Here is a 20,127-nt window from a genome sequence, read left to right as displayed (position 1 = left end):
TGAAGCACCATTCTCTCTTTGGAAACCGGTCAAGTGGCCTTCATCCTCGCTATGAAGCACCAATTTCTCTTTGGAAACCCATTAAGTGGCCTTCATCCTCGCTATGAAGCACCATTCTCTCTTTGGAAACCGGTCAAGTGGCCTTCATCCCCGCTATGAAGCACTAATCTCTCTTTGGAAACCGATTAAGCGGCCTTCATCCTCGCTATGAAGCACCATTCTCTCTTTGGAAACCGGTCAAGTGGCCTTCATCCTCGCTATGAAGGAGCAATCTCTCTTTGGAAACCGGTCAAGTGGCCTTCATCCTCGCTATGAAGCACCATTCTCTCTTTGGAAACCGGTCAAGTGGCCTTCATCCTCGCTATGAAGCACTAATCTCTCTTTGGAAACCGATTAAGCGGCCTTCATCCTCGCTATGAAGCACCATTCTCTCTTTGGAAACCGGTCAAGTGGCCTTCATCCTCGCTATGAAGCACCATTCTCTCTTTGGAAATCGATTAAGTGGCCTTCATCCTCGCTATGAAGCACCATTCTCTCTTTGGAAACCGGTTAAGTGGCCTTCATCCTCGCTATGAAGCACCAATTTCTCTTTGGAAACCCATTAAGTGGCCTTCATCCTCGCTATGAAGCACCATTCTCTCTTTGGAAACCGGTCAAGTGGCCTTCATCCCCGCTATGAAGCACCATTCTCTCTTTGAAATCCAGCAAAGTGTACCTCATCTAATATATGAAATACTAGAAGTAAGCTATTCCATTTATGTTTATCATTGATGAAAAGCCCCCACGCATCTAATAACATTCTTTAATCAATTACTTAATCACATTACTAAATTTTAAATAAAAATCAATTACATCAGTCCTAATCGAAAAAATATTGCACCTATGATTAGAATAGCTGCAATAATACCCCAACTGGCTCCAGAGTTATGAAACAATATTATGAACATGGATCCAACTGCTACGATTATCATCGCTGAAATTACTCCAAACAATGTTTGGTTTTTCAAGTTACAACATCTCCTTTAAAAATGAAGTAAAGTAGCTATTCAAATAACTTTGATAACAAAATTGCGACGAACGGTCCAATGTCTGAAGAATTGAATAAAGAAATTTTATTAGAACTAAAGAAAATAAATCAAAAATTAGATGAATTAAACGAATCACCACCAAGCCTTATCTAAGCCTATGAAGTTCTTTGCATTATTTATTGGATTTACAACTTATCTCCCCAAAAAAACATATTTATTACCATTTTAAACCAAATGTGGCTAATTTACTTATTTTTCTTCTTCAACAAACCTGCCATTTAACTGATTAAAGACCACTAAAAAATGGACTGCTGAAACAGTCCGTTTTTTCAATTCTTGCGCCTGATTGTGGAAGAGTGAGGAACTTGAAGGAGCTCATTAGTGAGATCCTTAGTAATTTTATTACGTACCCGTTCGTTGAAGAACAATCTATAATACCTCAACAAAAAAGCATATTTATTTTTCCACTATCATATTCATTGACTAAATCATTGTATTTCTCGAATATTGGTCTAATAGTCTCTTTACTTCTTTGCAATGACTTCGCAACCTCTATCGTCATATATAAAGAAAATAACATTTTTAGTCGTGTTAATAAAAAACACATCTGGATAATCCGTTCTACACTTATTATTTAATCCGGGCTTTAATGGAGGGAAGTCCTCATTGCATGCAGCTTTAATCAGTAAATGATTTCGAATATCTTGTTTGCAACAATACAACAAAAACTGGTAAGTGCAATATTTATCAGCATCCTCCTCATTTTTCGAACATATAGGGTAGAGTTTCTTGATGCAAATGAAATTGTTTTTTATATAATGATTGTATACTTTTATTTTCTTTGCCTTTCTTAATGTGTAGTCCTTAAATTCATAGACATTAGTAACTAATAACATTTTGGTCATTTAAGCAAAGGGTAAGATTAGGGTATCTATTCAAATTGAATTAATTCCTGTAAATGAATATTTCACTAAATTTTCAACATAGACATCATCCAAATTTTCACCTATCACTAGCAATCTATAGAAAATTGGTCCGTAAATGAGGTCAATAATTAAATCGAGATCAAGATTTTCCCTCAATTCCCCTCGCTGAACCCCCCGTTCCAAAAGCTGCTTAGCCTCAAGCCGGCGAGGGTGGAAGTATCTGGTCCGATATGCCTCCGCCAGTCGTGAATCAAATTGCCCTTCACCAATCAACTCCTTAATGATTTTACCTTCCCGACTGGTCAAAAACCGTGCTAAACTAGTGGCATGGATAAGTATGTCATTAAATACTGAACCCGTGTCGGGAACTGGCAGTCTTGCCGCAGCAGCAGCTAGAAAGCCGTCCATAACAACGTCTGCTTTGTTGGTCCACCATTTATAAATGGTGGCTTTACTTACCCCTGCCCGCTCAGCAATTTTCTCTACAGTGACTGTTCCAAGGCCATTTTCCAACAACAAATCATATGAAGCAGAAAGGATAGACTTTTGCGTTTCAACATTACGTGGACGTCCTCTTTTGGCATTCACTCGAATCCTCTCCTTTACAATAAAAACTATACGTTCATTATACTAAATATTTAACAAAAAGAAAAAATGGGTATTTACAAAACTAAACGTTCAGTATATTATTTAAATATGAATTTCTAAACTATACGTTCATTATTTAATTTGCGATGGCAGTGCTGAATATTGCTTGCTCTGCCACACAAATAAAAAATGAAAAGGGGGAGAATTACAATGAAAACGAATCAAATGATCGAGGGTAAAAGCATTTCAAGCTGGATTATGTTTTTGTTAGCATCCGCATGTGGTCTTATTGTTGCCAATCTTTATTATGCGCAAACCCTGGTAGGACCTATCAGTGTCTCTATAGGTCTTTCTTCGGCAGCAGCAGGATTAATTGTCACCTTAACACAAATCGGTTATGTTGTAGGGCTGCTGTTTATCGTACCGCTTAGTGACATTTTTGAAAATCGACGCCTCGTGGCAGTATCGCTAATTGTTGTGGTATGTGCATTGCTTGCGGCAACATTCGCCCACAATGCGCTATCTTTCCTGACTGCGTCCCTGTTTATTGGACTGGGATCTGTGGTAGCCCAAATACTAGTTCCCTATGCCGCCCATTTAGCGTCTGAAGAGCAGCGCGGCCGCGTGGTCGGAAACGTGATGAGTGGACTCTTACTTGGGATTATGTTTGCCAGGCCGCTGGCAAGCTTTATAACCAGCATTTGGAGATGGCAAACGGTATTTGCTCTGTCAGCGATTGTTATCGCTCTATTGACGGTTCTGTTGTCACGTATTCTCCCTGAGCGTAGACCTTCACCTACCATAAACTACGGTAAATTAATTATTTCTTTAGGCGCCCTCTTAAAACAAACACCTATATTACGCCGCCGGGGTATTTATCAAGCTTGTTTATTTGGAGCCTTTAGCCTGTTTTGGACTGTGGTTCCTTTACGATTGGTGGATGGTTTCGGAATGTCCCAGCAAGGCATCGCTTTGTTTGCATTGGTAGGTATGGGAGGCGCGATAGCAGCACCTATAGCTGGAAGACTTGCGGATAAAGGCTGGACCAGATTTTTGACCGGATTGGCAATGCTTATTGCCACCTTGTCTTTTTTGCTGGCATATCTTTTTCAAGGGCATTCAACAACGGCTCTCATATTGCTCATTCTTGCCGCTATTATGCTGGATGCGGCCGTATCGGGAAATCTTGTACTTGGACAGCGGGCGATTTATTCATTGGGGAGTGAAGCAAGAGGCCGACTGAACGGGCTTTTCATGTCTATATTCTTCATTGGCGGAGCAATTGGCTCTTCTTTGGGCGGTTGGTCTTATGCCCATGGAGGCTGGAGTTTCACATCTCTAATTGGAGTTGTCATGCCTCTTTTAGCCTTACTTTACTTTCTTACTGAAAAAAGACACAAAGGACGTTGAAAGCCTTACAGATGATTCATTCAGGGCAGTGAAACTTCCAAAGGCGGGAGAGCACATTGCAGGCAGCGATGAGGTTAGGAAGTCGATTCTCCCAGGCGCTGTAAACAAAACACCGACTATAGCAGGTCGGTGTTTTTCGTTTGAGAGCCTTACTCCAGTTGTAAATTCGCGTTTACAACGTTAAGGATATTCTTATAATTAAAAGCCCAATCTCTTAAAATTAAGAAATTAGGCTTTTTTTGTTGCTCCATTAAAGCGCCCGATAGTCGAATATGGAAAATGTGAAAAAGCTACAAAAATGGCACCCCAGTTATTTTACTAAAGTAATTTAACAAACGCTAAATGGTTTAATCCAAACCATAGTGGTTCATTTATTTTTAAAATTCTTAATTCCTCCGTTAAAAGGTTCAATTTATCTTCAATCCTGTCCAGTTGATTCCTACGTTTCTTATTAGTCCGAAAATATGAAACGATTAAGATTATAATTAAGGCTAAAAAACCAAAATCAACAAGTTGAAAAATAATGTCTCCTACATTTATTGATGAACTATTCATTAGTTTAAATCCCCCCAAAATACTGATTCTATATAAGGATAATTATACCATTCCAACTTCAACAAAACTGCCATTTACTTGAAGAAGGAAAAAGCGTTCCGACTTATTTCAGAAACGTTCCCGTTACTTCAAGAATTAGAGGAGCAAAATAGTTTTTAGCAAAGTGAAAAAAACGGTAAATAGTAATTAAATAGAATAACGAAACGGCAGCGATTTCGCCGCCGTTTTAACATTGTTATTAGTAAGAACCGACAAAGCACCAGTTCTTTTCCATCTTATCTATTTCTTTGAAGTCTCCATCAAACGCTTTCCTTGAAGGTTTTTGGTCATTCGATGTATATACGAAACCTGAAAAGTTATCTAATATCCCACGATAGGTATAGAAAAGAATGTTATAACCATCAACATCACCTAATTTCTCCACCACAATTTCCCCGCCGCCACTAGATAGATGTTCGTATTTCTTAGGTAAATGAATAAGCGAAGAATTGTGTGAAACATTTGGTTTGAGTTCCCCGTTCTTAACCATTTTAGCTACTCGTTCTCTTTCAGATTTGTTCAATTTAAAATCTAAATCCAATACAATTTGATTGAATGGAATAAAAAATAGCAATAGGATTGTGATGATTTGGATGACAATGGGCTTCCAATCCTTATTTTTAACCAAAGTTATTATTGCTCGTACTGTTATATAAATAAAAAATCCAAACACTAATAAAAGAACAGGCAACATCAAAAATTCCGTTATAATATCGACTAACTTCCATTGAAAGAATTCATACAGAATCACTAATATGCTGCTGATCATAGAGAGCCTTAACAACTTATTCGGTTTCATTTTTACCCCACATTTTGGCATACAAATTAACAATGATTTTAACATACATATTTTCAAAGTGACAATAACCATTGTCACCCAAACAGATAGCCCATTTTATACTTAATGGCATACAACGAAATCTGATGTAATAAACCCTATTCCAATTCCATTTACTTCTTAAAAATTCCTTCATTACTCCATTAATGGCCCTTAACATAAAGAAAAAGCCACCAAATGGCAGCTGGATCTTCAACATAAGCACCCGATCGTTTAAGTGTAATATTTCACAATCTTACCTGATATTAAATATATTTGTTACCATTACTATTTTAAAATAAGGAAACGCCCGCTTTATGTTTCCTTTTTAATTCCTTTACGAAAATAACGTCAAATCGCTAAATTGATCTAACGTCAATCTTTTCTTAATAATTTTTTAGCAGTAACCCCAATAAAAACGCCAGGAATGACACATAACATCGGAAACCACACAGTCCCTAACAATATCCCAAATATTTTTACTTTTGCAGAAAACATAATTCCCACAGTAACAAAATAGGCTGAAAAAACAAATGGTAAAAAGGAATATGGTTCCTTGCCCCCACCTGCATCTTTAAAAGCGTCCCACATTGCAAAAAAGTAAACACATGGATAAAACATAAGCCATTGATATTCAGTACAGTCAATGGCTTTCCCAATTTCGCCATTAAAACTAAACAGGATTAGTTCATTAAAATGGGATTGAACATTAATCACAAATTCTAAACCGATAAAAAGAATTCCTTTGAGAAACTTTTGATTAAGTAATTGGCCGAAACCTGGAAAAGCTATGCTCCATAACAATTTTTCTTTTGGGTTCACATCGCTCTTACCTTCTTATCAAATTTTACTTTCCATACAAAATGTATTTTTTTACTAACATTCTAATCGTTATTAGATGCTAAGTGTTCTCTATCAATTGCTTTTGGAGGCTCTTCCATCCACCCATGTTCGATCAATATATTTGCACCATCTTCTGCAAATAAAAAAACATTCATCATATTTCTACCATACATTAACCCAAGATCTTTTCTTCCATTTACTGCGACAGAATTTGCAAAATGCCTAATCTTCATGGAAAACATGTCCACCTTATGCCATAACATTATTTTATCTGAAAAAGGAGAAACGGTGGAGTCTGTTACTAAATGTTCCAACCGTGATGGAGCTGGCAAGTTATCCATATGTAGTTTTTCACTATGTTGCTTAATAGATTTTTCAACAATGTCTAAGCCTCTTTTAAATAATTCTTTTACCTTTTCACTTCTGACTACTTGATGGAAGCCTACTAACAAAGCTTTACTAGTTGTATTACTCTCAATGTTATCAAAAAGATGAGTGACTTCTAAAGCATGCAGTGGTCTAACATCCCCAACAAAACCATTAAAAAAATTTTGTTTGGTAACAAAATCGACTTTGTCAGGTGTTGGGAGAACAGGAGGTTTTATGATGAACCCTTTACTGATTAAAGTCGTATTAACCTGACTTAAAAACGAAGCTGTGGAATTGGAGCAATTTGTAAAAAAGTCATGAATATCTTGTCTCATAATTAGTGGAATTGCTACAGCATATAGGCTAAGGCCTGCCTTGGCTGCATATTTCAAATAGTGTACATAAAATTCATCCTCATATAACCGAGGAGCTTCAAGGTTAACGTCCTTTTCAGTAAAGCCTACGGGAATAGGGTAGTTTTCCTTTTTTAAAATGCCTTCCGTAGTTTTCATAAAATCTTCGCATAGGCCTATTCCGTTTTCAATCAATGTCTTAATATCTTGGTCCTCAACATGTTTCATAAAATAACTTAGAATACGTTTTGACATGCTGTTTCCCATAAAAGTAGCCCAAAGTTTGGCCAATTCTACAGATGTTATTGGCGCGTTTGGGCTTAATTTTTCTGAACTTAAATTAATTGGTTTAAGCGTGTACATAGAAAAATCCACCTTTTTGGTTTTTTGCTTATTATTTCCCTCCATTTATAACGTATTCTAGACTAATCCATAAAATCGCCTTTCACTTTATTCAAATAAACGGCCGATTTAATTTGGAAAGTTTTCAAAAAAACGAATTTAGTGTTTTGTAATCTGTTTTTTGTTCCCCATTGATCAATAACAATTCAATCGGCATTGCTTTTCGATCCATCGGTAATCAGAGGAGATAGAGGTGTTCCATGCCACTTGGAAATGAGCGTGACATAGTTATTATGGGTAAGTAAATCGATGGTCGTAATGCTTGGTTACAATCCTTTTGACTTCTCCCCATAGATAAATCTAGGGGATTCTTTTTTAAACCTTCATCAAAGTCGCCCTTCAGCCGGGGCTTCCGGGTCTTACTGCTTCTCCGGTTCATTACGACATGAGGCAAAGACCACATACCGCAGCCCAATCATAGGCACTACGCCACTGTCCTTTTCACTCCATTTTGCGAAACAATAGGAGTTAAAAGGACTCGGCGATACTTTGTATCTTGAATCCTAGGTAATTCACGGTTTGGGGTAAGTTGTTTATTTTTAGCCTTGTCCAAAATATTCAGTGCACCAACTATATCACGATGTCCTTTCGCCCCACACGTACAGTGGAAGTTTCGATTCCATTGTTTACGGAACTCACCGCATGAAGGACATGTTCCGGAAGTATATGACTCTTCCACTAGTTGGACCGTCACATCACGGAGTTTCAATTTATATTTTATTTTTTCGATTAATTGGCCGAAACTCCAGTTGGACAGTTGTTGACGGATCTCTTTACGTGTTTTCTTTTTCCTTTTTGTATTCTTTTGAACTCCATCTGGTGTCCCTATATAGAGTGTTTTAATTTGGTTATCAACACACCAATCAGTAACCATTTTCGATATAGAATGCACCAGATACTCGATTCTCCGTTCCATTTTTTCTAAAAAACGGCGTTTACGTAAAATGAGTTTTTGTCTTTTGTTCGAACCCGGTTTTTTCCGGCTAATTCGTTTCTGAAACGCTTTCAATCTTTTGTTTCTATAGCGTTGTAAGGATCGGAGCTCCCTGCCGGTTACAATGAGGTGATTTTTTCCGTTACTTAAAACAGCTGCGTGAATTAATCCTAAATCACATCCCGCTTCAGTTTCACCGCGAACAGGCATTTGTTTAGGCACTTCCACTGCCAGATGCATCCAGTATTGATTTTTATGCCAAACAATTTCGGCACTTTTTATCGTACGGAAATGAATGTGCTTTGGTTGAGGAATCACTAAGGGGCGTTGATTTTTGCCGTTGCTAAAGACAAGCTTTTCTTCCTTTACTTTAATAGCCGCTTTTTTGTATTTAACGATGAAGAATTTCTTATGTTTCCAAGGGTAACGCCACTGCTTTTCGCCTTTAGCCCGTAGCTCCCTTGTTCTTTTACATGTTTCTTCGTGTAATTCGATGATGGATTGAATCGTTTGAGAGTGTAAGGTATGTGTGGTTGCGTTGTACCATTTCTTCTTTTCTGAACCACTGGTCCATATTTTGTACACATCATATAACCACCAATGAAGGTCTAAAACATCATTCCAGAGATTCGCAGCTTCCGTGCGAAGAGTATCGACTAAGCTTCTCTCCTCCTCTGTCAAACGCAACGGAAATTTCCGAATAACGATATCACCTTTTACTTCTTTTTTCTTCTGCTCTTTCATGTTCTTTTTGTTCTGCTCCATTCCCATCCTCACCCCAAAAGGAACATTTGTTCTATAATTATATTCTACCACTTCTTGAATGAAAGGTGGTAGTAAAAAGAAAAAAAAGAATGGCTTATATCCCCATTTCTAAAGAAAGGGGTTTTAAGGCACTGTAGGATAAATCAAACTTTCTCTGATATAAAATAACATAGTAAAAGCCCTTCTCAATTTGAGAGGGGCTTACTCTTTCTCCGTTATATGCCATCCATCGGGTAATTTTTCTATATGAAAAATATCTTCATTAAATTTTCTTCTGAGTACTTTATATTCCTCGTTTTCTATTTTAACCTGCGATACTTTGATTTGTTTTAGCGTTATTTCCGGTTTATTTACTTCAAATACCAAATCATCAATCATAAAAAAAGTTCTGTGACGTTTCATTCTCCACACTCCCCCTTTATATTTCTTACGTATAGAATTACCCAAAAATGACTAATTCCTGATTGTAGGAAATTTCCAAAATAGTTATCACTTAATTACACAGGGATTTTATTAAATTCTAACACATTCTTTATACACGGCGCAGAAATTATGGTCACTCAGATGAAAAAAGGTGCAAAACCGGACTTGGCCAATTTAACAAACATAAAATTTCACTATTGTTCCCGTGCTCATCCCTTATTAATATTGTAAGCTCTCTCCCACCCAACCATTTTTAGTGGTTGGGTTTTTAGTGATTGGCAAATTAGAGCCCAACTCATTATCTACTGTAATCCTTACATTTCCCGAGAAATTTCAACAAAAAAACCATTTAATCAAACCTTTGATTAAATATCCTGCCAGCCCTTTATTCTAAAGGGTTTTACCGTATTAAAGGCTAAAAAGAATGGCAATTAACGCTTCAGTTTTTAAGGATCCTTTCAAATCTTGCCTTTCATTTAAGTAAAATGACATTTCTCAACCAATTTAGACTTATTTCCTTATCAATCAAACGTTTGATTAGTTTTGCCTAATTGCCCGCTATAAAGGAAATCTTGCTGCTTAACTCGTAAAAAATATGTCAAATCATTCTTCGACAAAAGGCAGGTGGTGACAGCACCTAAATTAGTTTAGATGATCCTCTTTTAAAAAAATAAAAAAGGGGTTTTTTGTTAACGGGTCACTTTAGAGGTGCAAACAGGCAATAAAATGGAGCCGCTTTAACATAATAGGAGAGGACTGTCGTCACTATCACGAAAGAAGACAACTTTCAGCGTATTTCAGGACGCTACAAAAATATAGGCGCTGAGTCTGTCATTGGTACGAACTACGATAAAATTTTATTCAACTAACGAAGCAGTATACTTGAAGAAGCACAGTAAAAATCCATTCGTCTATAGAATGATTCCTTAGAATATATAAATATCAGGGGAGGAAGACCCTGTCCTGTGGATTGGACGATGTAGGATGCTTGTGCGAGAACCTTTTCTTTTGTCTTTTCATTTGTTACGTATCTATCACTAGTGCAGGCTATCATCTACCAAAAGGGAAAGACCTTTTAACAGCCGATTCCCTTCTGGAAAATATGAAATGGGCAACTAAATTTCCAAATTACGGGGTAAAACCCTCACCAGAATACAATATTTGAATAATATATAGTGGGTATGATATTTGGAAGATTAGGTGAGACATTGTTCACTTCCTCCTGAACAGTCTTTGCTCAGAAATTTTTTTGTCCAAAATGTGTTCTTCATTTTCCTATATTACAAAACTGTTAAAACACAATGGGAGAAAACCTTTTTAAGCTAGTTTTTGCAGGAAAATAGACAAAAACACAATCTATTAAAATAGGGTTGAATAAAAATAATAGTGAATAAAAGCTTGTACAGCTGTTATTCGCTATTATTTTCATACATCACCAAGGACGTGTCTCAAGCTAATATCCCTAATATGACTCCATTATTTTCTCTTTCTACAGCACAGACTATTCCATTGCTATTGGCTTCCATCGCGCTTGAGGAATTGGCTCTCGCTCACTTAGTGAACGCAGAAGCAGAAAAACTTCAACTTGTTCTTGGCACTTTAACTCCAACACGTACTACCTTCTCTCCTGCAGTGGTTTCGTTGTCCAATCTTCTTGCTGTCGACGCAAGTGTTCAAAGGACCCTTCGGGATGTGATTAAAAAGGAAATGCTGCTTGAATTCGCATTTGAAAACGTTCTGGATTTAATCGCTGCTACTTCTGGGGGTGCCCTAACAATTACGAAATCTGGTCCAGCTCTTGTTGCACCCGGAGGACCAATTGACTATACAATCACTGTGACAAATACTGGAACCGTTCCGTTAACCAATTTAACAGTAACCGACGCAATACCACCAGGTACAGTTTTTACTTTTGCTAGTCCTCCTCCTGGATTTACTGCTTCTTTTGCAGCAGGAGTTGTAACTTTTACAGCAACATCCCCATTTGCCCCAGGAAGTTCAGCCATCTTACAATTTGAAGTTGCGGCTCCAGTTACATCAGGAACAGTTGTCACTAATACGGCCACTGCCAGTGCAAATGAGATTGCTCCAGTGACTTCCAACCAAACTATTACAATAACATAGCCACTTACAATAATGTTGGTTAAGAAAAACTGTCCTTACTTGGGCAGTTTTTTCGTTGAAAAATCATCGTTGCAAGTAAAAAGACAAGGGTAGAATTTATAGTATTGCACCATCCACCATTCCACTTGATAAACCTCCCCTTGAATTATGCTCTTCTGCAATTTTTTGCTGTTCCCAATACATAATTGGTGCTAAATCATTTTATCACGCTCTGCTGCTCCTTCCTTCACCATGTTATCTACCTTGATGTTTATAGGACGCCAAAACTTACGCTCTATCCAACCGTTATCGAAGCACCGAGAAAGGAACGCGCTTTTTCGCTAGTGAGACGATCTGTCAATCGGTCTGTATCCTATTCAATAGACCTACTCTTCCCCTTTGCCTTTACCTTCGTTAGAGCCTTAGATTGGTCTGATTTTTCCGTAAATAATTCGCTTAAATCCTCTGTAATCGTAAGTATCGCTTTCTTTTTCGTCATAAAAAAATAAGCCTCCTATGCCGCTAAATTTATCATGCGGTCGTGCAGTGGTTTTCGGGTGCATTTCCGAATTTGACCGTTACACTGACCGTTTCATTTAACGTCATAAAACGCTTATCTGTCGACTTTATCGTTTATTCCAATTACGCGCCTTAGAGGATTCGAACCTCTGACCGTACGCTTAGAAGGCGTATGCTCTATCCAGCTGAGCTAAAGGCGCATTTATGTATGGCGGAGGAAGAGGGATTCGAACCCCCGCGCGGTTTAACCCGCCTGTCGGTTTTCAAGACCGATCCCTTCAGCCGGACTTGGGTATTCCTCCATATTATATAAAAAATATTGCTGGACCTTGTAGAAATCGAACCTGCGGCCGGATGGTGATAAGCAGACTGCTCTATCCAGCTGAGCTACCGTCATTTGGCAAAAAATTAATGGAGCCTAGCGGGATCGAACCGCTGACCTCCTGCGTGCAAAGCAGGCGCTCTCCCAGCTGAGCTAAGGCCCCATAATAAATAGTTCAAGAATGGTCGGGAAGACAGGATTCGAACCTGCGACCCCTTGGTCCCAAACCAAGTGCTCTACCAAGCTGAGCTACTTCCCGTTTAAAATGACGCGCCCGAAAGGAGTCGAACCCATAACCTTCTGATCCGTAGTCAGACGCTCTATCCAATTGAGCTACGGGCGCAAATTTAAAAAATTATTTTGCTATCGCAAAAAACTTTGGTGCGGGTGAAGGGAGTCGAACCCCCACGCCTTGCGGCGCCAGATCCTAAGTCTGGTGCGTCTGCCAATTCCGCCACACCCGCATATTGAAAGTTATTTTGCTATCACAAAAAACTCTGGTGAGCCATGAAGGACTCGAACCTTCGACCCTCTGATTAAAAGTCAGATGCTCTACCGACTGAGCTAATGGCTCATATTAAATATGATTCACAAATCTTTTCTAACACCGGCAATAAAAATGGTGGAGGATGACGGGATCGAACCGCCGACCCTCTGCTTGTAAGGCAGATGCTCTCCCAGCTGAGCTAATCCTCCATAATAATGAAAGTTATTTTCGCTAGCGCGAAAAAACTTTGGTGACCCCTACGGGATTCGAACCCGTGTTACCGCCGTGAAAGGGCGGTGTCTTAACCGCTTGACCAAGGGGCCGACTATAAAATTAGACAAAATAATAGCCCCAATAGGGGCTTAGCCTGGCAACGTCCTACTCTCACAGGGACAAAGTCCCAACTACCATCGGCGCTGAGAAGCTTAACTTCCGTGTTCGGTATGGGAACGGGTGTGACCTTCTCGCCATTGCTGCCAGACTATTTATTTGAGGTTTCATTCCCTCAAAACTGGATAATGCAGAAGAAGTTTGTAAAAACGAGTTCGCTTTAAAACTGGTTAAGTCCTCGAACGATTAGTATCAGTCAGCTCCACACGTCACCGCGCTTCCACCTCTGACCTATCAACCTGATCATCTTTCAGGGTTCTTACTAGCTTGACGCTATGGGAAATCTCATCTTGAGGGGGGCTTCATGCTTAGATGCTTTCAGCACTTATCCCGTCCGCACATAGCTACCCAGCGATGCCTTTGGCAAGACAACTGGTACACCAGCGGTGCGTCCATCCCGGTCCTCTCGTACTAAGGACAGCTCCTCTCAAATTTCCTGCGCCCACGACGGATAGGGACCGAACTGTCTCACGACGTTCTGAACCCAGCTCGCGTACCGCTTTAATGGGCGAACAGCCCAACCCTTGGGACCGACTACAGCCCCAGGATGCGATGAGCCGACATCGAGGTGCCAAACCTCCCCGTCGATGTGGACTCTTGGGGGAGATAAGCCTGTTATCCCCGGGGTAGCTTTTATCCGTTGAGCGATGGCCCTTCCATGCGGAACCACCGGATCACTAAGCCCGACTTTCGTCCCTGCTCGACTTGTAGGTCTCGCAGTCAAGCTCCCTTGTGCCTTTACACTCTACGAATGATTTCCAACCATTCTGAGGGAACCTTTGGGCGCCTCCGTTACTCTTTAGGAGGCGACCGCCCCAGTCAAACTGCCCACCTGACACTGTCTCCCACCCCGATGAGGGGTGCGGGTTAGAATTTCAATACAGCCAGGGTAGTATCCCACCGACGCCTCCACCGAAGCTAGCGCTCCGGCTTCTACGGCTCCTACCTATCCTGTACAAGCTGTACCAAAATTCAATATCAGGCTACAGTAAAGCTCCACGGGGTCTTTCCGTCCTGTCGCGGGTAACCTGCATCTTCACAGGTACTATAATTTCACCGAGTCTCTCGTTGAGACAGTGCCCAGATCGTTACGCCTTTCGTGCGGGTCGGAACTTACCCGACAAGGAATTTCGCTACCTTAGGACCGTTATAGTTACGGCCGCCGTTTACTGGGGCTTCGATTCAGAGCTTCGCTTGCGCTAACCCCTCCTCTTAACCTTCCAGCACCGGGCAGGCGTCAGCCCCTATACTTCGCCTTGCGGCTTCGCAGAGACCTGTGTTTTTGCTAAACAGTCGCCTGGGCCTATTCACTGCGGCTCTTCGAGGCTATTCACCCCAAAGAGCACCCCTTCTCCCGAAGTTACGGGGTCATTTTGCCGAGTTCCTTAACGAGAGTTCTCTCGCTCACCTTAGGATTCTCTCCTCGCCTACCTGTGTCGGTTTGCGGTACGGGCACCTTTTATCTCGCTAGAGGCTTTTCTTGGCAGTGTGGAATCAGGAACTTCGGTACTAAATTTCCCTCGCTGTCACAGCTCAGCCTTCACGCAAGCGGGATTTGCCTCACTTGCAGCCTAACTGCTTAGACGCGCATATCCAACAGCGCGCTTACCCTATCCTCCTGCGTCCCCCCGTTGCTCAAACGATAAAGAGGTGGTACAGGAATATCAACCTGTTGTCCATCGCCTACGCCTTTCGGCCTCGGCTTAGGTCCCGACTAACCCTGAGCGGACGAGCCTTCCTCAGGAAACCTTAGGCATTCGGTGGATGAGATTCTCACTCATCTTTCGCTACTCATACCGGCATTCTCACTTCTAAGCGCTCCACCAGTCCTTACGGTCTGACTTCAACGCCCTTAGAACGCTCTCCTACCACTGACATCGAAGATGTCAATCCACAGCTTCGGTGATACGTTTAGCCCCGGTACATTTTCGGCGCAGAGTCACTCGACCAGTGAGCTATTACGCACTCTTTAAATGGTGGCTGCTTCTAAGCCAACATCCTGGTTGTCTAAGCAACTCCACATCCTTTTCCACTTAACGTATACTTTGGGACCTTAGCTGGTGGTCTGGGCTGTTTCCCTTTTGACTACGGATCTTATCACTCGCAGTCTGACTCCCACGGATAAGTCTTTGGCATTCGGAGTTTGTCTGAATTCGGTAACCCGATGAGGGCCCCTAGTCCAAACAGTGCTCTACCTCCAAGACTCTTACTACGTGAGGCTAGCCCTAAAGCTATTTCGGAGAGAACCAGCTATCTCCAAGTTCGATTGGAATTTCTCCGCTACCCACACCTCATCCCCGCACTTTTCAACGTGCGTGGGTTCGGGCCTCCATCCAGTGTTACCTGGACTTCACCCTGGACATGGGTAGATCACCTGGTTTCGGGTCTACGACCACATACTCATTCGCCCTATTCAGACTCGCTTTCGCTGCGGCTCCGTCTCTTCAACTTAACCTTGCATGTAATCGTAACTCGCCGGTTCATTCTACAAAAGGCACGCCATCACCCATGAACGGGCTCTGACTACTTGTAGGCACACGGTTTCAGGAACTATTTCACTCCCCTTCCGGGGTGCTTTTCACCTTTCCCTCACGGTACTGGTTCACTATCGGTCACTAGGGAGTATTTAGCCTTGGGAGATGGTCCTCCCTGCTTCCGACCGGATTTCACGTGTCCGGCCGTACTCAGGATCCACTCAGGAGGGAACGAAGTTTCAACTACAGGGTTTTTACCTTCTATGACGGACCTTTCCAGATCGCTTCATCTACCCCGTTCCTTTGTAACTCCATGTTGAGTGTCCTACAACCCCAAGAGGCAAGCCTCTTGGTTTGGGCTATGTCCCGTTTCGCTCGCCGCTACTCAGGGAATCGCGTTTGCTTTCTCTTCCTCCGGGTACTTAGATGTTTCAGTTCCCCGGGTATGCCTTCCATACCCTATGTATTCAGGTAAAGATATTGCTCCATTACGAGCAATGGGTTTCCCCATTCGGAAATCTCCGGATCAAAGCTTACTTACAGCTCCCCGAAGCATATCGGTGTTAGTCCCGTCCTTCATCGGCTCCTAGTGCCAAGGCATTCACCGTGCGCCCTTTCTAACTTAACCTAAAAGGTTTAATTCTCTTACATAATAAGAGAGAAAACTAAAATGGCAAGGAAAAATTGAACTGCATTTTTCCCTATAACTCGGTTCTTACTTTGACTTCTTCTTTACGATTATCCAGTTTTCAAAGAACGAATAAAAAAAGCTTCGAGAGAATTGTTTCGAATCATCACCTACGGTCATGATTCTCACAGTAAAAATTGCTCTCTCAAAACTAAACAAACAAAGAACGTGTTTCAAACAAACTGTTTTGTCCGGCTCATATGTCCGGCATATATCCTTAGAAAGGAGGTGATCCAGCCGCACCTTCCGATACGGCTACCTTGTTACGACTTCACCCCAATCATCTGTCCCACCTTAGGCGGCTGGCTCCTTACGGTTACCCCACCGACTTCGGGTGTTACAAACTCTCGTGGTGTGACGGGCGGTGTGTACAAGGCCCGGGAACGTATTCACCGCGGCATGCTGATCCGCGATTACTAGCGATTCCGGCTTCATGTAGGCGAGTTGCAGCCTACAATCCGAACTGAGAATGGTTTTATGGGATTGGCTCGACCTTGCGGTTTTGCAGCCCTTTGTACCATCCATTGTAGCACGTGTGTAGCCCAGGTCATAAGGGGCATGATGATTTGACGTCATCCCCACCTTCCTCCGGTTTGTCACCGGCAGTCACCTTAGAGTGCCCAACTGAATGCTGGCAACTAAGATCAAGGGTTGCGCTCGTTGCGGGACTTAACCCAACATCTCACGACACGAGCTGACGACAACCATGCACCACCTGTCACTCTGTCCCCCGAAGGGGAAAGCCCTATCTCTAGGGGTGTCAGAGGATGTCAAGACCTGGTAAGGTTCTTCGCGTTGCTTCGAATTAAACCACATGCTCCACCGCTTGTGCGGGCCCCCGTCAATTCCTTTGAGTTTCAGCCTTGCGGCCGTACTCCCCAGGCGGAGTGCTTAATGCGTTAGCTGCAGCACTAAAGGGCGGAAACCCTCTAACACTTAGCACTCATCGTTTACGGCGTGGACTACCAGGGTATCTAATCCTGTTTGCTCCCCACGCTTTCGCGCCTCAGCGTCAGTTACAGACCAGAAAGTCGCCTTCGCCACTGGTGTTCCTCCACATCTCTACGCATTTCACCGCTACACGTGGAATTCCACTTTCCTCTTCTGCACTCAAGTCCCCCAGTTTCCAATGACCCTCCACGGTTGAGCCGTGGGCTTTCACATCAGACTTAAAGGACCGCCTGCGCGCGCTTTACGCCCAATAATTCCGGACAACGCTTGCCACCTACGTATTACCGCGGCTGCTGGCACGTAGTTAGCCGTGGCTTTCTGGTTAGGTACCGTCAAGGTACCGGCAGTTACTCCGGTACTTGTTCTTCCCTAACAACAGAGCTTTACGACCCGAAGGCCTTCATCGCTCACGCGGCGTTGCTCCGTCAGACTTTCGTCCATTGCGGAAGATTCCCTACTGCTGCCTCCCGTAGGAGTCTGGGCCGTGTCTCAGTCCCAGTGTGGCCGATCACCCTCTCAGGTCGGCTACGCATCGTCGCCTTGGTGAGCCGTTACCTCACCAACTAGCTAATGCGCCGCGGGCCCATCTGTAAGTGACAGCCGAAACCGTCTTTCAGCTTTTCCTCATGTGAGGAAAAGGATTATCCGGTATTAGCTCCGGTTTCCCGAAGTTATCCCAGTCTTACAGGCAGGTTGCCCACGTGTTACTCACCCGTCCGCCGCTAACCTTCAGGAGCAAGCTCCTAAAGATTCGCTCGACTTGCATGTATTAGGCACGCCGCCAGCGTTCGTCCTGAGCCAGGATCAAACTCTCCAAGAAAGTTGATTAGCTCATAAAAGTTACGTTGGCTTAGTTTCACTTTCTTAACGAAAGATTCACTAATAGTTATTGTTTGTTTGCACGATTTTGTTTGTTTAGTTTTCAAAGAACTATTTTCGAAGACAGAATACTAATATATCATTTTGTCTTGGAAGTGTCAAATACTTTTTTCAAAGCAATTTCGCTTTAAATTAGCGACAAGAAACATCATATCACGTTGATTCATAAAAATCAATTAAAAATTACTTTTCTTTTAAAAAACTAATTTATAATGATACATTTTCTGAAGCAACTTTTACATATTAACACTTCTGGTATTCCAGCGCAATACTTTTTTACTACTTTTTATTTTCAATTTGAGAAGTATATAAATTATATTTTGATAGAAACTTGTCCATACTAGTTTTACAGTTTAAAAAAGATGGAGGTTACTAACGTGATAACAACCCAAATGAAGAACTTAAGCCTTATTAAAGTGCTGGCTATCCTTATGGTTATTGTAGTGCCCTTACTCGAAATGGATCATACTACTTATGCTAATACGCCTTCTTCTTCTCAGGTTACGGTCATTGCATCCAATCTTAATGTGCGGGAAGCTTCAGACATTTCAAGTAAAATTATTGGCCTAGTTCATAAAGGAGACACGTTTGAAATCATTCGGACAAGGAATAATTGGGATCAAATTAAACTATCAGACACTCAAACCGGATGGGTTTACAATGCTTACGTAAAAAAGGTAAAGAAATCAGCTGAAGACAACGATTTAAACATTCGAGAAAATTCAGGTTATTCCAGCCAAGTTGCAAGTAATTTAAAATTGGAAAAAATACTAACCGATCAGGAAAGTCAGAAGCCCCTCAACGGGAAAACCATTGTGTTAGATCCGGGTCATGGGGGGATGGATGACGGTACAACAAGCATTATTGGAACACCTGAAAAAACATTAAACTTAGCAACAGCCACCGTTGTTAAACAAAAGCTTGAAAATGCAGGTGCCAAAGTCATGATGACACGGACCAACGATACGTATGTCTCCTTACAACAACGGGCAGATTTTTCAAACCATAACCATGCGGATGCATTTATAAGTTTCCATTATAATTGGTCAAATAATCCATCGGTAAATGGATTGACTGATTTTTATTATCAAAAATCAAAAGATAACGCTTTAGCCTCGGATATTTTAAATGAGGTTGCCAAAACAACGGGATTAACTAACATTGGAACAAGATTCAATGACTTGAATGTTTTACGAAGTAATTCACAACCCAGTACACTGATTGAACTCGGATTTCTTTCAAATAAACAAGATGATTCGTTTGTTGAAAGCTCTACTTACCCTGATAAAGTAGCTCAAGGCATTTACCTTGGATTACTCGATTATTTCCATCAAGAGTAAGTAACGATACTTTTGATGAATTCATTCTATTAATAAAACATTGAATAAGCGGAACTTTCCGCCCTTCTAAATGAGGCGATCAAAATGATTAATATACCGGCTGATAGTTAGCGGCAGCAGTGAATAAACAACTTTTCCCGTGATTACTTAGGCACGACATGACCCATGTTCCTTACGAGGACTGGGCTATTTTTTTACGAATTCCCCTGATGAAACAACCCAATCAACTGCATTCTTCAACGCCCCCGGAACTCCTTTGGCGTACTCTGGTGTGCAAATTAGTACACCATCCGATTCTTTAAGATGGTTACGCCAATTGAAAACAGCAATATCACGTCATCGTTGTCTAAATCGGGATTAAAAGGCGGAAGTTGACCCATTTCTTTATAATTAACTTCCCTTCCCTGAGATGGAATTATTGATAACTATTATGCCTAATATGGTTAATAAACAAAAATTTAACAAATTATTAATAGGTTTAAAATAAATAATTAAGAAAATAACATTAAAATGGTTTTGGCA

The 20,127-nt window shown here is 41.4% G+C and carries 13 protein-coding genes, 9 tRNA genes, 3 rRNA genes and 1 pseudogene; 3 read left to right on the top strand and 23 right to left on the bottom strand.

The features are described 5' to 3' along the window. Nucleotides 1-1,552: 1,552 nt before the first annotated feature. Both AC3ANV_RS01670 and AC3ANV_RS01665 read right to left on the bottom strand, forming a co-directional pair. Entirely contained in the window at nucleotides 1,553-1,924 is a 372-nt protein-coding gene (locus AC3ANV_RS01670) for a DUF3885 domain-containing protein (protein ID WP_488311959.1), read from the bottom strand. A gap of 39 nt (nucleotides 1,925-1,963) precedes the next feature. Beyond that, nucleotides 1,964-2,542 (bottom strand): TetR/AcrR family transcriptional regulator, encoded by a 579-nt coding sequence (locus AC3ANV_RS01665; RefSeq protein ID WP_488311958.1) that lies wholly within the window; start codon nucleotides 2,540-2,542, stop codon nucleotides 1,964-1,966. 210 nt (nucleotides 2,543-2,752) lie between these two features. Here AC3ANV_RS01665 and AC3ANV_RS01660 point away from each other — a divergent pair, with 210 nt between their 5' ends. Then, entirely contained in the window at nucleotides 2,753-3,952 is a 1,200-nt protein-coding gene (locus AC3ANV_RS01660) for an MFS transporter (RefSeq protein WP_488311957.1), read from the top strand. A gap of 318 nt (nucleotides 3,953-4,270) precedes the next feature. On the opposite strand, the gene AC3ANV_RS01655 is transcribed toward AC3ANV_RS01660, so the two are convergent. The 6 genes from AC3ANV_RS01655 to AC3ANV_RS01630 all read right to left on the bottom strand — a co-directional run bounded on the left by AC3ANV_RS01655 (nucleotide 4,271) and on the right by AC3ANV_RS01630 (nucleotide 9,431). Then, nucleotides 4,271-4,507: a hypothetical protein gene (locus AC3ANV_RS01655; RefSeq protein ID WP_488311956.1), complete on the bottom strand. Its 237-nt coding sequence runs from the start codon at nucleotides 4,505-4,507 to the stop codon at nucleotides 4,271-4,273. A 238-nt stretch (nucleotides 4,508-4,745) separates the two neighbouring features. Continuing rightward, the gene (locus tag AC3ANV_RS01650; protein WP_488311955.1) at nucleotides 4,746-5,345 is read right to left on the bottom strand and encodes a hypothetical protein; all 600 of its coding nucleotides are present in this window, start codon (nucleotides 5,343-5,345) and stop codon (nucleotides 4,746-4,748) included. 393 nt (nucleotides 5,346-5,738) lie between these two features. Then, on the bottom strand, nucleotides 5,739-6,185 hold the full coding sequence (locus AC3ANV_RS01645; protein WP_488311954.1) for a hypothetical protein: 447 nt from the start codon (nucleotides 6,183-6,185) through the stop codon (nucleotides 5,739-5,741). Between the two features lie 62 nt (nucleotides 6,186-6,247). Further along, entirely contained in the window at nucleotides 6,248-7,291 is a 1,044-nt protein-coding gene (locus AC3ANV_RS01640) for a DUF3231 family protein (protein WP_488311953.1), read from the bottom strand. A 463-nt stretch (nucleotides 7,292-7,754) separates the two neighbouring features. Beyond that, on the bottom strand, nucleotides 7,755-9,029 hold the full coding sequence (locus tag AC3ANV_RS01635; protein ID WP_488311952.1) for an RNA-guided endonuclease InsQ/TnpB family protein: 1,275 nt from the start codon (nucleotides 9,027-9,029) through the stop codon (nucleotides 7,755-7,757). Nucleotides 9,030-9,230: 201 nt separating this feature from the next. Then, nucleotides 9,231-9,431 carry a hypothetical protein gene (locus tag AC3ANV_RS01630; protein WP_488311951.1) on the bottom strand — a complete coding sequence of 67 codons (201 nt, stop codon included), beginning with the start codon at nucleotides 9,429-9,431 and terminating at the stop codon, nucleotides 9,231-9,233. 1,407 nt (nucleotides 9,432-10,838) lie between these two features. On the opposite strand from AC3ANV_RS01630, the gene AC3ANV_RS01625 reads away from it, so the two are divergent. After that, complete coding sequence (locus AC3ANV_RS01625) at nucleotides 10,839-11,576, top strand: alpha-helical endospore appendage domain-containing protein (protein WP_488311950.1); 738 nt, start codon at nucleotides 10,839-10,841, stop codon at nucleotides 11,574-11,576. Between the two features lie 203 nt (nucleotides 11,577-11,779). On the opposite strand, the pseudogene AC3ANV_RS01620 reads toward AC3ANV_RS01625, so the two are convergent. The 14 genes and pseudogenes from AC3ANV_RS01620 to AC3ANV_RS01555 form a co-directional block, all read right to left on the bottom strand. Continuing rightward, a pseudogene (locus AC3ANV_RS01620) lies at nucleotides 11,780-11,887 on the bottom strand (tyrosine-type recombinase/integrase); the annotation flags it as partial. Between the two features lie 41 nt (nucleotides 11,888-11,928). Beyond that, entirely contained in the window at nucleotides 11,929-12,054 is a 126-nt protein-coding gene (locus AC3ANV_RS01615) for a hypothetical protein (protein ID WP_488311949.1), read from the bottom strand. A gap of 146 nt (nucleotides 12,055-12,200) precedes the next feature. After that, nucleotides 12,201-12,274 (bottom strand) — tRNA-Arg (locus tag AC3ANV_RS01610). Nucleotides 12,275-12,283: 9 nt separating this feature from the next. Beyond that, nucleotides 12,284-12,376, bottom strand: a tRNA-Ser gene (locus AC3ANV_RS01605). Between the two features lie 110 nt (nucleotides 12,377-12,486). Further along, a tRNA-Ala gene (locus AC3ANV_RS01600) sits at nucleotides 12,487-12,559 on the bottom strand. A gap of 19 nt (nucleotides 12,560-12,578) precedes the next feature. Then, nucleotides 12,579-12,655 (bottom strand) — tRNA-Pro (locus AC3ANV_RS01595). 10 nt (nucleotides 12,656-12,665) lie between these two features. Then, nucleotides 12,666-12,739, bottom strand: a tRNA-Arg gene (locus AC3ANV_RS01590). A 36-nt stretch (nucleotides 12,740-12,775) separates the two neighbouring features. Beyond that, nucleotides 12,776-12,860 (bottom strand) — tRNA-Leu (locus AC3ANV_RS01585). A gap of 34 nt (nucleotides 12,861-12,894) precedes the next feature. Then, nucleotides 12,895-12,970 (bottom strand) — tRNA-Lys (locus AC3ANV_RS01580). 46 nt (nucleotides 12,971-13,016) lie between these two features. Next, nucleotides 13,017-13,092 (bottom strand) — tRNA-Val (locus tag AC3ANV_RS01575). Nucleotides 13,093-13,131: 39 nt separating this feature from the next. Beyond that, nucleotides 13,132-13,206, bottom strand: a tRNA-Glu gene (locus AC3ANV_RS01570). A 42-nt stretch (nucleotides 13,207-13,248) separates the two neighbouring features. Continuing rightward, nucleotides 13,249-13,364: ribosomal RNA gene (gene rrf / locus AC3ANV_RS01565) — 5S ribosomal RNA — on the bottom strand. 75 nt (nucleotides 13,365-13,439) lie between these two features. Next, a 23S ribosomal RNA gene (locus AC3ANV_RS01560) occupies nucleotides 13,440-16,375 on the bottom strand. A gap of 281 nt (nucleotides 16,376-16,656) precedes the next feature. After that, nucleotides 16,657-18,206: ribosomal RNA gene (locus AC3ANV_RS01555) — 16S ribosomal RNA — on the bottom strand. The 16S, 23S and 5S rRNA genes sit together here with 9 tRNA genes alongside, the layout of an rRNA operon. 436 nt (nucleotides 18,207-18,642) lie before the next feature. Here AC3ANV_RS01555 and AC3ANV_RS01550 point away from each other — a divergent pair. Further along, entirely contained in the window at nucleotides 18,643-19,605 is a 963-nt protein-coding gene (locus AC3ANV_RS01550) for an N-acetylmuramoyl-L-alanine amidase family protein (RefSeq protein ID WP_488311948.1), read from the top strand. Nucleotides 19,606-19,791: 186 nt separating this feature from the next. Here AC3ANV_RS01550 and AC3ANV_RS01545 read toward each other — a convergent pair whose 3' ends face one another. Continuing rightward, nucleotides 19,792-19,884, bottom strand: coding sequence for an NADPH-dependent FMN reductase (locus AC3ANV_RS01545; protein ID WP_488314106.1), 93 nt, complete (start codon nucleotides 19,882-19,884; stop codon nucleotides 19,792-19,794). Nucleotides 19,885-20,127 lie beyond the last annotated feature (243 nt).

Source organism: Neobacillus sp. DFD-2R (genome assembly GCF_057747865.1).
Note: the sequence above shows the minus strand (reverse complement) of the source record. Positions and strands in the feature narration are given on the sequence as shown.

Bases quoted from the DNA above. Each gene is read 5' to 3' on its own strand.
- AC3ANV_RS01670 (WP_488311959.1), bottom strand. From the start codon at position 1,924: ATGTTATTAGTTACTAATGTCTATGAATTTAAGGACTACACATTAAGA.
- AC3ANV_RS01660 (WP_488311957.1), top strand. From the start codon at position 2,753: ATGAAAACGAATCAAATGATCGAGGGTAAAAGCATTTCAAGCTGGATT.
- AC3ANV_RS01655 (WP_488311956.1), bottom strand. From the start codon at position 4,507: ATGAATAGTTCATCAATAAATGTAGGAGACATTATTTTTCAACTTGTT.
- AC3ANV_RS01650 (WP_488311955.1), bottom strand. From the start codon at position 5,345: ATGAAACCGAATAAGTTGTTAAGGCTCTCTATGATCAGCAGCATATTA.
- AC3ANV_RS01640 (WP_488311953.1), bottom strand. From the start codon at position 7,291: ATGTACACGCTTAAACCAATTAATTTAAGTTCAGAAAAATTAAGCCCA.
- AC3ANV_RS01635 (WP_488311952.1), bottom strand. From the start codon at position 9,029: ATGGAGCAGAACAAAAAGAACATGAAAGAGCAGAAGAAAAAAGAAGTA.
- AC3ANV_RS01630 (WP_488311951.1), bottom strand. From the start codon at position 9,431: ATGAAACGTCACAGAACTTTTTTTATGATTGATGATTTGGTATTTGAA.
- AC3ANV_RS01615 (WP_488311949.1), bottom strand. From the start codon at position 12,054: ATGACGAAAAAGAAAGCGATACTTACGATTACAGAGGATTTAAGCGAA.